13 protein-coding genes are annotated in these 12,984 nt (G+C 44.1%); 5 read left to right on the top strand and 8 right to left on the bottom strand.

What is annotated here, in order from left to right; translation table 11 throughout:
- Positions 1 to 83: 83 nt before the first annotated feature.
- The 8 genes from KI742_RS07010 to KI742_RS07045 are packed head-to-tail and all read right to left on the bottom strand — an operon-like array spanning position 84 to position 7,141.
- Positions 84 to 854, bottom strand: coding sequence for an EAL domain-containing protein (locus tag KI742_RS07010; protein ID WP_005375023.1), 771 nt, complete (start codon positions 852 to 854; stop codon positions 84 to 86).
- 19 nt (positions 855 to 873) lie between these two features.
- Positions 874 to 2,964: a flagellar biosynthesis protein FlhA gene (gene flhA, locus KI742_RS07015; RefSeq protein WP_005375024.1), complete on the bottom strand. Its 2,091-nt coding sequence runs from the start codon at positions 2,962 to 2,964 to the stop codon at positions 874 to 876.
- A gap of 31 nt (positions 2,965 to 2,995) precedes the next feature.
- Positions 2,996 to 4,123, bottom strand: coding sequence for a flagellar biosynthesis protein FlhB (flhB, locus tag KI742_RS07020; RefSeq protein WP_005375025.1), 1,128 nt, complete (start codon positions 4,121 to 4,123; stop codon positions 2,996 to 2,998).
- The gene (gene fliR, locus KI742_RS07025) at positions 4,120 to 4,896 is read right to left on the bottom strand and encodes a flagellar biosynthetic protein FliR (protein ID WP_285385264.1); all 777 of its coding nucleotides are present in this window, start codon (positions 4,894 to 4,896) and stop codon (positions 4,120 to 4,122) included. Before fliR ends, flhB begins: the two co-directional genes overlap by 4 nt.
- On the bottom strand, positions 4,896 to 5,165 hold the full coding sequence (fliQ, locus tag KI742_RS07030; protein ID WP_005375036.1) for a flagellar biosynthesis protein FliQ: 270 nt from the start codon (positions 5,163 to 5,165) through the stop codon (positions 4,896 to 4,898). The genes fliR and fliQ overlap by 1 nt, the downstream gene beginning before the upstream one ends.
- Positions 5,166 to 5,177: 12 nt before the next feature.
- A complete protein-coding gene (gene fliP, locus KI742_RS07035) occupies positions 5,178 to 5,936 on the bottom strand; it encodes a flagellar type III secretion system pore protein FliP (RefSeq protein ID WP_005375037.1) in 759 nt (252 codons plus the stop codon).
- Between the two features lie 18 nt (positions 5,937 to 5,954).
- Positions 5,955 to 6,326, bottom strand: coding sequence for a flagellar motor switch protein FliN (gene fliN / locus KI742_RS07040; RefSeq protein WP_005375038.1), 372 nt, complete (start codon positions 6,324 to 6,326; stop codon positions 5,955 to 5,957).
- Positions 6,323 to 7,141 (bottom strand): FliM/FliN family flagellar motor switch protein, encoded by an 819-nt coding sequence (locus KI742_RS07045; RefSeq protein ID WP_258509054.1) that lies wholly within the window; start codon positions 7,139 to 7,141, stop codon positions 6,323 to 6,325. Before KI742_RS07045 ends, fliN begins: the two co-directional genes overlap by 4 nt.
- 379 nt (positions 7,142 to 7,520) lie before the next feature.
- Between KI742_RS07045 and KI742_RS07050 the strand changes: the two genes are divergently transcribed.
- Genes KI742_RS07050 through KI742_RS07070 form a run of 5 tightly spaced genes read left to right on the top strand, consistent with a single transcriptional unit; the run spans position 7,521 to position 12,980 of the window.
- Positions 7,521 to 8,540, top strand: a complete 1,020-nt coding sequence (locus KI742_RS07050; protein ID WP_285385263.1) for an OmpA family protein — start codon at positions 7,521 to 7,523, stop codon at positions 8,538 to 8,540.
- Positions 8,540 to 9,871, top strand: coding sequence for a sigma-54-dependent Fis family transcriptional regulator (locus tag KI742_RS07055; protein WP_031778880.1), 1,332 nt, complete (start codon positions 8,540 to 8,542; stop codon positions 9,869 to 9,871). Before KI742_RS07050 ends, KI742_RS07055 begins: the two co-directional genes overlap by 1 nt.
- A gap of 15 nt (positions 9,872 to 9,886) precedes the next feature.
- Complete coding sequence (gene fliE, locus KI742_RS07060; protein ID WP_005375045.1) at positions 9,887 to 10,243, top strand: flagellar hook-basal body complex protein FliE; 357 nt, start codon at positions 9,887 to 9,889, stop codon at positions 10,241 to 10,243.
- 3 nt (positions 10,244 to 10,246) lie between these two features.
- Positions 10,247 to 11,998, top strand: coding sequence for a flagellar basal-body MS-ring/collar protein FliF (fliF, locus tag KI742_RS07065; RefSeq protein WP_213973104.1), 1,752 nt, complete (start codon positions 10,247 to 10,249; stop codon positions 11,996 to 11,998).
- The gene (locus tag KI742_RS07070) at positions 11,967 to 12,980 is read left to right on the top strand and encodes a flagellar motor switch protein FliG (RefSeq protein ID WP_005375048.1); all 1,014 of its coding nucleotides are present in this window, start codon (positions 11,967 to 11,969) and stop codon (positions 12,978 to 12,980) included. The genes fliF and KI742_RS07070 overlap by 32 nt, the downstream gene beginning before the upstream one ends.
- The last annotated feature ends 4 nt before the right edge of the window (positions 12,981 to 12,984 follow it).

Here is a 12,984-nt window from a genome sequence, read left to right on the forward strand (position 1 = left end):
AATGATCTTGTGGTTATCCGTTATAAATAAAAAAACAGCACGAATAAATCGTGCTGTTTTAAATATAAATGGTTGAGTTTCAACTATTCCTCATCAAAAGACTGAAAGGAGAGAGAGGTTGGGATATCGCTGAAATAACCAAAATAATAACTGGCACCCAATAAACGATAACGGTTAAGTTCCGTTTGACTCGCTACACGTCCGGCAACCCAAGTATATTTATGCTTTCTTAAGAACTTAGCAATAGGTAGGAAAGCGTGTCTTTCTTCTTTATCTTCTAGTGTGACTGACAATTTGATCATATCGGGACTAAAGTCTGCGACGCGCTCGAAGTTCACTTGCGATGTCGCGACTTCAAACCAAAGTGAATATGCATTCTCTTTTAACTTTTTGGTGAGTGTGGCGACTTTATCACGATCACATAACGTTTCATCAGCTTGAAGAGAAGGAATCACATGTTGAAAAGCAGAAGAGTGGAATTGAATCGTCTGTTCGAGAAAATAAACCCCAGGCTCCCACAGTAATGCATCAACGCGAATCGGCACGACAACATTACTAATCAAGTCGTGGTGAAAGGCTTCTAACTGAAATTGTGTTTGTCTTAGTGCAAGGTAAAGACTGAACAAATCCAGGCAGTACTGCATTTGTTCAGAGAGTTTGAATTGATAGACACTTTGTTCTCCACGCATACCAAATCTCAACGTCAGGTGTTGGAATTCTACTTCCCCTGATTGAGCTTCCCTAATTGCTTGGCATGCGTGTTGGACATCATTGTGTTTTAAAGCATCAAAGACTAATTGATCGTCATCCGTGACGATATGTTGTACTGCGAGACCAACCAAATGTTCGTACATCGCATGTGTTGAAATAAGATTAACCAAGGTTTCCTACCACATTGATTTGTTTGTTTTCTGGGATTTCGTTGTAAGACAATACTGCCAGCCCTTGTGTAAATGTACGAGCGTAACGCGCTAGAAGAGGGCGCAGCTGTGGCATAACGAGAAGGATCGGAGGTAGCCCCTGTTGCTTAAGCTGTTGTCTGATCAATGGCAAGTTTTGTTGGAACTGACCAAGAATGTTTGGCTCAATTGGGAAGCTATCTAGTGTTACCGTACCAGAAGATTGTGCTTGTTGCAGTGAAGTTAGTAGCATTTGTTCTAGCTCATCAGACAGTGCGTAGACATTTAACTCGTTCTTTTGTCCTGCAATTAAGTTAACAAGCGTACGCTTTAGTGCACAGCGTACATCAGATGCAAGTAGGATCGGGTCCTTTGTATTTTCCGCGGATTCCAACATTGTGTTGGCAATCGTGCGAATATCTTTTAGTGGCACTTGGTCCAATAAAAGCTGACGATATACTTTCAGCTGCTGCGCTGGATTAAGTGCTGCTGCTAATGCTTCTGCTAGTTTCGGGGCTTGTTGTGTCAAACGCTGGGTTATTGCTTCCACATCGTCGTGCGTAAACAATTCTGCAAGGTTTGTCTTCATGATTTTACTAATATGAGTGGCAATAACAGTGCCATCATCGACAACTTGGTAACCCATATTAAGTGCTTTTGCTTTATCTTGATGCTCAATCCACACAGCTGGCAACTGATAAGCAGGATCGCTACCCAAAATGCCATCTACCTCACCGTAAGTTTCGCCAACCGCTATCGCCATTAAACGCTCTGGTTCAATAAAACCTTGCTCAATGACTTCGCCATTTAGAGAAATTGTGTATTGGTTTGGCTTGAGGCTCAGGTTGTCACGAATACGAACTTCAGGTAATAAAAAGCCAACTTGTTCAGAAAGGTTTCGACGCACACCGCGGATACGTTGTGATAAAGGAGCCCCTTGTTCTTTGTTGACTAGATGGACGAGTCGATAACCAAGCGCAAGTGATAATGTTTGGACGTGAGGAATATCATCCCATGTCAGCGGTGTATCATCGTCTTGCATTGCTTGTGAAAGTGCTTCGACCTCTTCAATCTGGGAGTCTTGCACTGGCTTCTTGGTTTGACGCCACCCTGCGAACGCTAATGCGCCAGCAAACGCAAAAAAGGCTAGGTGTGGCATACCCGGTACCATACCGATTACCGCCATAATACCTGCGACAGTAAATAGCGTTGCAGGAGTTGCCAGTAATTGCTTTTGCATGGTTTCCGACATGCCATTATCGCTATCATTAATTCGCGTAACGATAATCGCGGCAGCCGTTGCCAATAGTAGTGAAGGAATTTGAGCAACTAGACCATCACCGATTGTGAGTAGGGCATAAGTTTTAAAGGCGTCAGACGCAGCGAGTCCATGCTCGAAGACACCAATACTGATACCACCAATGATATTGATAAACAGAATCAACAAACCTGCGATGGCATCGCCACGCACAAACTTTGATGCACCATCCATCGAACCATGAAAATCGGCTTCGTTGGCGACTTCTTTACGGCGTAAGCGAGCCGTTTCCTGATCGATAAGGCCAGCGTTTAAGTCGGCATCAATTGCCATTTGTTTGCCTGGTAAAGCATCCAACGTAAAGCGGGCTGAAACCTCAGAAATACGTTCACCACCTTTGGTGATTACGACGAAGTTGATGATCATCAAGATGACGAACACCACCATACCAACGACGTAGTTACCGCCAATGACGACTTCACCGAATGCTTGAATGACCTTACCCGCTGCGTCACCACCATTATGTCCTTCTAGGAGTACAATTCGCGTAGAAGCCACGTTCAATGTGAGACGTAATAATGTTGCGACCAGCAAAATAGTTGGAAAAACAGAGAAATCTAATGGTCGCTTTGCGGTTGTGCTGACCAGCAATACTAGGATTGCTAAGACGATATTAAAGGTAAACAGCGCATCCAGTAGCAGAGGAGGCAAAGGAAGAATCACCATTGCTAATATCATTAGCAAGACGATTGGAATGCCAACGTAGCCTTTGGTTGATGTTTGAAGTTGTTTTAACCGGTTAAGCATACTTTCGTGTCCTTGGATAAACGCGGGTTAATCAGTGCTGCAAATGTTTTGGAATCGAAAAATGAGGTAAAGGAATTGGCTCTTTTCCCTCACCTTTACGAAAGGCTTTCAATTGCAAAACGTAAGTAAGAATATGTGCCACTGCGATGTACAGTTGGCTTGGGATTGCTTGTTCAATCGCCGTCGTGTGATAAATCGAACGGGTAAGTGGCGGGGAGTTAATGATTTCCACTTTGTTTTCTCGGGCGATACGTTGAATGTGCATAGCAGTTTCGTCTACGCCTTTTGCGACGACAAAGGGCGCGTCAGAAAGCGAAGGCTCATATTTCAGTGCGACTGCGTAGTGCGTTGGGTTTGTGATGATCACGTCAGCCGTCGGCACCATTTTATCGATCTTACGGCGCGCAAACTGTTGCTGTATTTGACGAATACGTTGCTTTACTTCCGGACGACCTTCATTATTTTTAAATTCCTCTTTCAATTCTTGTTTCGTCATGCGGAGTTCTTTTAGGTGTTCCCAACGCTGATAAGGAATGTCGATAACCCCAAATAACAACAATGCAAAGCCCATTAAGAGTAAGCCTTCAAACAGAATTGACATTACTAGAGAAAAACCTTGGCTGAGCGGGAGATTTTGCATGCCAAGTAATGGCTGTAAGTGGTTGTCTAAGTAGCCATATAAGATGCCGAAGATCACGGCTACTTTGAACGTCGACTTTAAGAGCTCAACCACTGAACGGGTCGAAAAAATGCGCTTTATCCCGCTCAAAGGATTAATTTTGCTCAGCTTTGGCATCACGTTCGCTGGACGGAACATCCAACCGCCTAACACAAGGCTACTACCACAGGTCACGATAATAATGACGGTAAACAATGGTAATAGCATGTCGATGATGACCGCTAAACTTTGTCCCAATTGCTCGACAAGTTGTTTAGGATTTTCTAGGTCGGCTCGCGTCAGCATCATGTTGTAGCGAAAGATACCCGACATGCTTTCCCAAATACTATTAAGCTGAGAGTAAAAGTAGAGCGCCACCGCCAGAAATATCACCGCAGTAGTAAACTCTTTCGCGCGAGGAATTTGTCCTTCCTGACGGGCTTTCTTTACCTTCTGCGGTGAGGCTTTTTCAGTTTTGTCTTGAGAAGATTGATCGCTCATGCTCCCCCCAACATAAAGTTACTCAAGTGTCTAATGGTGTCGTGAACGAGCGCCGTGTAGCGACCAGGAACACCAGAAACTGAGATTAATACGCTGAATAGACCCAGTAGCATCGTCATAGGAAAACCTAACGCATAGACATTAAGTGATGGTGCGGCTCGGTTCATTACACCAAAACTGATGTTGGCTAGAAGCATGGAAATAATAGCGGGCAAAGCCAAAGCTAGTGAAGAGGCAAACATCCAACCGAAAATATTGACAACACCTTGCAGAGAAAGCGATGTGATACCAGATCCGACTGGCCAAACAACAAAGCTTTGAATCACGATATCTATGACGAGTAAGTGTCCTTCTAGCGCAAGAAACAACAAGGTTGAGAAAATCAGAAATATGCGTCCCAAAATGGCGACAGAAAGCCCGTTAATAGGATCATTCATCATCGCCATACCTAAGCCCATTTGCAGAGAAATCACCTGACCAAGCATGGTGAAAACGTTAAAGAGCATGTGCAAAATTAACCCAAACATTACCCCCCAAATAGCTTGCTCAAAAGCAAGGAACAGGGAAGTCATAGAGAATAACTCGACTTGTGGCATGGGTGGCATTAACGGTCCAGTAATGACAACGATCGAGAGGGCCAGTAAAGTACGAACCCAAACTGGAATAATCGCATCACCAAAGAAAGGCATTGAAATAAATACGGCTCCCACACGAAAAAACGGCCACCAGAGTTGACCGAGTATCGCCGAGAGCTCTGCAAATGTGATGGCCATTAGCCAATCATCCCTGGTATGTTGTGGAACAAGAAATCAAACAGTTCCATGATCTTACGGAGCATCCAGTGACCTGCAAAAATCACCATTAATAAGGTAACGAGCAAACGTGGCAAAAAGCTGAGTGTTTGCTCGTTGATTTGTGTGGCAGCCTGAAATACGGCGATACACAAACCGACAATTAAGCCTGGAACAACCAATACGGCAACCATCAAAATGATCAGCCATACTGCATCGGAAAATAACGTTACGGTTAGTTCTGGGGTCATAACTGCTCCTAGTTAACCGAAGCTGGCAGATAAGGTGCCAACTGTCATTGCCCAACCATCCACGAGTACAAATACCACCAACTTAAAGGGAAGTGAGACAATTAAAGGTGATAGCATCATCATACCCATTGCCATCAGGACACTGGCGACAACCAAGTCGATGACCAAAAACGGGATGAAAAGCATAAAACCAATTTGGAAGGCGGTTTTTAGTTCACTAATGACAAATGCAGGCAAGACAACGGCAAATGAAATATCCTCAACGTTTTGGTCGAGAGGCTCATTGGCAATACGTAACATTTGTTCAAGAGAGCTTTGGTGCGTCTGTGCCAGCATGAACTCTCTCACTGGTTTCTCTGCAACAGAAAAAGCCTGTATTAGCGTGATTTCGCCGTTGTCGTATGGCTGAAACGCATTTTCATAAATATCGCTCCAGACAGGGCGCATAATCAGTAACGTCAATGCGAGAGCGATCCCGACCAACACTCTGTTAGGTGGGCTTTGTTGAAGACCAAGAGCTTGGCGCAAAATCGCAAGGACAACGACAATTCGAGTAAAGCTCGTCGCCATCAAAATAAATGCTGGAAGAAAACTGAGCGCCGTCATCAACAACAGAATTTGCAGTTTAACGCTGTATTCTTGTTGTGTGTCGCCATCAGAAACGGACAAGATAGTTAAGCCGTTGTCAGCCGCCATTGTTGGGAAAGCAAACAAAAGTGACACCAATACCAAAAGAGGTAACCAACGGTGCCAAGCGCTCAGATTTTTCATTGTGATGCCTACCTAAGATTATTGACCAACGCCACTCAATGCAGAGTCATGTACATCGATCAGACGAAGTCCATACTTATCATTGACAACGACAACTTCAGCGTGGCCCATAAGAGAACCGTTTACTTTCACGTCTAAAGGCTCGCCATTGAGCTTTTCCAACTCGATAACCGTGCCTTCACCCGCTTTCATTAAGTCCCCAAGTGGGATCTCCTTACTCGCAACTTCCAGCGTGACTGTGACAGGAATGCTTTTGAAAAAGCTAAGGTCACGTTCCGCAGTGGCTGGTTCTTGTTGGAGCGTATCTTCGGCTTCAAAGTCTTCTAATTGAAAATCATCAAAGTTCAGTTCTTCTGCGTCGAATGCATTAGTTTCTAGCGCTTCGCTCATCGCTGCGGTTCCTTATCAGGGTTAAAGATCAAAACAAGTTGGCCGTCTTGCTCGGCAATACGACCTGTAAATAGAGATTGGTTGCCAATGCTTACTGGAACCGTGTTAAGAAGCTCAATAGGTAAAATATCGTTGGGTTGTAAGCCAACCACATCACTTAAAGGCATCTTCTTTTTACTTAGAACAACGTTCAGTCGAACGGGGGTCGTCTCTAAAGAACGACAGAAAGGTTGAAACAAATCGGTATCAGGCTGCAGTTCAAGCTGCTCGATCAGCGTTTGAATAAGATGACCATCTAGCTTGAGATGAATTGAGCCTTGATGATCGTCAAATGCAATGTTTAATTGAACGTTAATGCCAATACCTCTAGGGGGCTCATACTCACCCGTGTCCCACATTTCACCAGGAGCAAGCCAACCGATGATGATTCGACTGATGCGCTCTTGTAAACGTAAGTCACTGGCCGTCAGAGTAGCGGCTGAACGCTCTGCACTTGCACCATAAAATCTATCAGCCAACTTTATTAGCGTGTGGGGGTTACCATGGATGAATACCATGCCGCCTTCCTGATGTTGATAGGTCGACGTTTGCTCTTTGTCCATCTCAACCGATGTAAAGCGGTGCAAGTCTACTGAGGTTAAGCTAGCTTCCACTTTTCCTGTGCTGAGCCAATTTTGTAATTCAGTCGTAAGGTTTGAGCAAGATTCTGAAATTAAATTATCGAGCTTCTCACGAATGATATGAATAGGTTTGCCTAATAATTCTACATCAAGTAGTTGACTATCAGAAATAGGCTCGCTAACTCTATTTTCCATTTATATTTTACCGTGCGTTAACAATCGAAAGTGTTTTAACTTAATGGCGTGTAGTCTACACAGAAATTTTAATGATCTTTTAGCTCCAAACTCTAAGATTGTGACTTTAGTTCACATGTTGCTTTGTTCATATAGTCATAATCTTTTAATGAAATTTAAAAAGAGTTAGTTTTCTTTATAAATCGCTTAATAAATAAAATAACAATGTTGAGCGTTTTAGTTGTTATGGATTTTTTAAATTGCCTTTATGGCGTAACAATAACTTCAAATAAATAAATTATAAGATACTGTTTTTTATGCTTAAAGCTTCCGACGGAGGCTAAGCGTGCTCTCTTGAGCGTTTTGTAAACAATTTTAATATTCAGAATAGGTAATTAAAATGATTAGCTATGCCAGTTCTCTCGGCTTGGTGGCATATTTAATTAAACGGTTTAAGTCATGGGAATGTAAGATATACATGAATCATGTCCGTTTGATAATTTGTAACACAATTATTGTTATCAGTTTTATTTTTTCAAAAGTGTCATATTCAGAAGAAGTCTTAACAATCCCTATGGACCTCTCTGAATGGACATATGAGGGAAATAAATTCAAATGCAACTTGTTGCAATCAAATAATGACTATGGGAAGTTTTATTTCCTAGCGGAACCTAATAATAAATTCTATTTTATTTCCGATATAGAATATGAAAACAATAAATGGAAAACGATTGCTTTAACAACTCAAAATGCTCCTTGGAGTGATGAGCTTTATAGAAAAGAATTTGGCTCCCTTGAATTTACTAAGCCGTCTCAGCGTTTCATCTTTAATAAAGGCGCTGAAGAATTCATGGATTCAATTGCTTCGGGTAGTTGGGTGACGCTGTCACTTAAAGGAAGTAATGCTTCCTCTGTTTCAGAGATTGTGATTCCTACTCTTCAAATTCAAAACGCATTGAAATCATTTAATGCGTGTCGCGCGCGATTGCCTAAATTGTCTTTTTCAGAGGCAAGGGATATGGCGCTCTCATTTGAGTTTGGTCAGAAGACGTTAAGTCGTGGACAGAAAGCAACACTAGAAGCGCTGTATAGCTATGTATCTGTGGATGATCGAGTGACCAAAATCCTCATCGACGGTCACACCGATAACGTTGGTTCAAGTTTAACGAACCTTTCTGTGTCACGTACTCGAGCAGAGCAAGTCACCAATGCTTTGATTGATCTTGGGGTCGACGAGTCGATGATCGAAACACGAGCTCATGGTTCACGTTACCCAATTGCCAGCAATAACTCGGTTAATGGCCAAGCAAAAAACCGACGTGTCACCCTGCGTTTAGTGAGGGACAACGAGTATACGGCTGCGAAACACCACCCAGATCTACAATCACAAAATCAACAAACGAAAGTTAAGGTTCAATGATGACGAAAACGAAAATTTTGTTGGTTGAGCCAAATGAAGCTCTTGCTCAACCAGTATTGGATGTGTTGCAAAATGCAGGTTACACCGCGAAACACACTCGTACTGGTCGAGGCGCTTTGCTTGAAGAGCGAGCAGAAATCACTTTAGTGAGCTCTACGCTGCCGGATATGTGCGTTCGTGAGTTTGTCGCGTGTCACCAAAAGCAGCGAAATTCGGGTGTTGTTATTGCGATTGTCGACCAAGAGCAAGGCATCTTGGCTGCTGAGACGATGAAAGCGGGCGCTACTGATTATCTATTACGCCCATTTGAATCTAATCAGTTGGTTAATCTGCTTAAACGTGTTGAAGCGCTAGGTAAGCCAATGGCCAACATTGTTGCGGAGTCTTGGAGAAGCAAACAAGTTCTGCAATTGGCGCATCGTGCAGCATGTACTAACGCGAGTGTGCTTATTACAGGTGAATCGGGAACGGGTAAAGAAGTGCTGGCGCGATATGTGCATGAGCACTCTCCGCGTATCAATGGTCCATTTGTGGCGGTTAACTGTGCCGCCATTCCAGAGTCAATGTTAGAGGCTGTGCTATTCGGTCATGTAAAAGGCGCGTTCACCGGAGCGACAAATTCTCAAAGCGGTAAGTTTGAAGAAGCAAATGGCGGGACGATTCTGCTTGACGAGATTGGTGAAATGTCACCTGCGGTTCAAGCGAAATTGTTACGCGTCCTTCAAGAGCGTGAAGTAGAACGTGTTGGTAGCCATAAAGCCGTTCAGCTCGATATTCGTGTTATTGCGGCAACCAACAAAGACTTACGTGAGGAAGTTCAAAAAGGCACGTTCCGTGAAGATCTTTATTATCGATTAGATGTGCTGCCTCTGCACTGGCCGCCTTTGCGTGAAAGAAAAGAGGACATTCTACCGATTAGCCAATTCTTTATTGAAAAGTATCAAGATAGCAGCCGCTGTCACCTATCCCAAGATGCGATTAGTGCGCTGAGTCAGTATCACTGGCCGGGCAATATTCGTGAGTTGGAAAATGTCATTCAACGCGCTTTGGTCATGCGTCATGGTGATTACATTACAGCCCATGACCTGATGCTGCCTATTGAGCTTGTTGCGTCAGTTCCTACAGCAGAGCCAACTTCAAGTTTTGGTCATGTAGAAGCGAAGAAGCAAGCTGAATATCAGTTTATTTTGGAAAAGTTACGTCAGTTTGGTGGAAACCGAACGAAAACCGCAAACGCGCTTGGAGTCTCTACTCGAGCGCTACGCTACAAGCTCGCAGCAATGCGAGAACATGGTATTGATTTACAGTCGGCACTAGGCTCGGCTGCCTAATAGGAGAAAAAATAGATGGCAAGTCAACCTACTCATGCGGTCTCGGCAGAGCAACTTATGTTGTCAAAAATGCAGGCGATGCAGGCACAAGTGCAGCCGCCAGAGTTTATCGTGAGTGCAAATCCTTTAGATCAACAATCACTAAACGCACCTTTATCGTTCTCACAAGCGATGACAAATGTGTTGGATACAGTGAATCAACATCAATCAGTGGCTAGTCAAAAAATGACGGCCGTAGAAACAGGAAAAAGTGATGACCTAGTTGGTGCAATGGTCGCGAGCCAAAAAGCCAGCTTGTCCTTTAATGCTTTGATGCAAGTGCGCAACAAAGTCGTGACCTCATTTGAAGATATTATGAAGATGCCGGTGTAATTCATGTCAGAACTAACCCCCCAAGTCGCCGGAAACACAGCTATGGCTACCGGCACAGCACAGACATTTTCTACTGCCAACGGCATAGACGATGTGACAACGAAGCTGAAGCAAATCTGGTCTAGCAGTCAGAGAAACTTAGTGCTATCTGCGGTGTTAGCTGCGATTGTTGCAGCGATTATTGTGGTTGCACTATGGAGTTCCTCGCAGAGCTTTCGTCCGCTATATAGCCAACAAGAGCGTTTTGATATCGGCGAAATTGTGTCGGTATTAGAAAGCGAAGGCGTAAGCTACCGCATGCAAGAGCAAAATGGACAAGTTCTTGTACCAGAAGGTGAGGTTGCGAAGGTGCGCATGTTGCTTGCATCAAAAGGTGTTAAAGCTAAGCTGCCGACAGGTTTGGATTCGCTCAAGGAAGATAGCTCTCTTGGTACGAGCCAATTTATGGAAACGGCGCGTTATCGTCATGGTTTAGAAGGTGAGTTAGTACGTACTATCATGTCTTTGAACTCAGTAGCGAACGCGCGTGTTCATTTAGCAATACCTCGTCAAACTCTATTCGTCCGCCAAAACAGTGAGAATCCTTCAGCATCTGTCATGCTTGAGCTCAAACCTGGTGAAGACTTAAAGCCTGAACAAGTTGAAGCGATCATTAACCTAGTGGTCGGCAGTGTCACGGCAATGAAGCCAGAATTTGTTTCTGTCATTGACCAGTATGGCCGTCTTCTTAGTGCGGATGTCGCTTCTGCGGAAGCCGGTAAAGTAAACGCGAAATATCTTGAATACCAGAAGAGTGTTGAAAAACAGATCATCCAACGCGCAGCAGACATGCTTACGCCGATTGTGGGGCCGAGTAACTTCCGCGTACAAGTCGCTGCCGATCTGGACTTTAGCCAAGTTGAAGAAACACAAGAAATTTTGGATAACGCACCGGTTGTGCGTAATGAGCACACCATTCATAACAACTCGGTTGATCAAATTGCGTTGGGTGTTCCTGGTTCTCTAAGTAACCAACCGCCAGTGACAGGATCTGGTGAAGTGGAAACGAACGATAGCCAAAACACGAATGCGCGATCTGAAGTGAATCGTCAATACGCTGTAGGGAGCAGTGTTCGTCGTACTCAATACCAACAAGGCCAAATAGAAAAGCTTAGTGTATCGGTTCTGTTGAACTCCAAAGCTTCGCCAGATGGTGTGGCGTGGAGTGAAGCCGATAAAGAGCAAATCTCAAACATGATCATGGATGCTGTTGGTATCTCTGCCACACGTGGTGACAGCTTAAGTTTAATGAGTTTCAACTTCACCCCAATTGAAATTGATGCTCCTCCTGCACTGCCGTGGTGGCAAGACCCTACAGTACAGCAGCCAATACGCTACGTTATTGGTGGCTTGTTAGGCTTGGCGATGATCTTCTTCGTACTGCGTCCATTAATCATGCACCTAACTGGCGTTGATAAACCTGTGCCTGAGCTAAATTTTGCTGAGCCTCAGGAAGAACCTGACTACGAAAACTTGCAAACGCGTGAAGAGCGCGAGCATGAAGAAGTACTTGATCGCCGCCTATCTGAAAAAGGCATCTCAGCCTCTTCAGGTTTAGATGTAAACAGCGACATGCTACCACCAGCAGGTTCGCCATTAGAAATTCAATTGAAACACCTACAGCTTATTGCTAATGAAGAGCCAGAGCGCGTAGCCGAAATACTGAAACAATGGGTAAACATCAATGAACACAGTTCTATCAAAGCAGACGCTTAGTTATGTTGAACAAACCGCGCTCGTGCTATTAGGCATGGGCGAGGATGCCGCAGCGAAGGTTTTGCAACACTTTAGCCGTGATGAAACCCAGCGTGTGACTCGTGCAATGGCGAAGTTAAATGGCATTAAGAGCGATTCTGCTCGTGGTGTTATTCAAACTTTTTTTGAAGATTTCCGTGAGCACAGCGGTATTCGAGGAGCCTCTAAGGAATACCTATCTAATACATTGCGTAAAGCATTGGGTAACGATTTGGCAAAAGGGTTATTAAATACCTTATATGGCGATGAAATTCGCAACAATATGCAGCGCTTACAGTGGGTGGAAGCAGAAACTCTCGCTCGTTTCATTGTGAACGAGCACCCACAAATGCAAGCAATTTTTCTAGCGTATTTGCCAGCAGACAGCTCTTCAGCGGTATTGAAGCACTTGCCACAAGATTACCATGACGAAATCTTGTTCCGTATTGCTCAATTGCAAGATATCGATCATCAAGTTGCCGTTGATTTGCATGAACTCGTTGAGCGTTGCATCGAAAAAGTATCCGCAAGTCAAAGCACGCCGTTATCAGGTGTTAAGCAAGCAGCAGATATCATTAACCGCTTTGAAGGTGACCGTGGTTCATTGATGGAAATGCTGAAGTTGCATGATGAAGATGTTGTTAATGCAATTGAAGAAAACATGTTCGACTTTATGGTTCTTGGCCGACAACGCGAAGAAACTATGGACATGTTGGTGCAGCAGATTCCGCTAGAGTTGTGGGCAGTCGCGCTAAAAGGTTCCGATATTACCTTACAACAAGCTATTAAGCGTTCAATGCCGCAACGTATGGTGAAAGCGCTAGAAGATGACATGGACGCACGCGGCGCTGTTGCGTTAAGTCGAGTTCAAAAAGCACGTCAAGACATCATGCAAATGGTACGTGAGCTGGATGAATCTGGTGAAGTTCAGCTGCTTCTCTATGAAGAGCCAACGGTGGAGTAAGGTC

The organism is Vibrio sp. D417a (assembly GCF_030248595.1).
Lineage (GTDB): Bacteria > Pseudomonadota > Gammaproteobacteria > Enterobacterales > Vibrionaceae > Vibrio > Vibrio alginolyticus.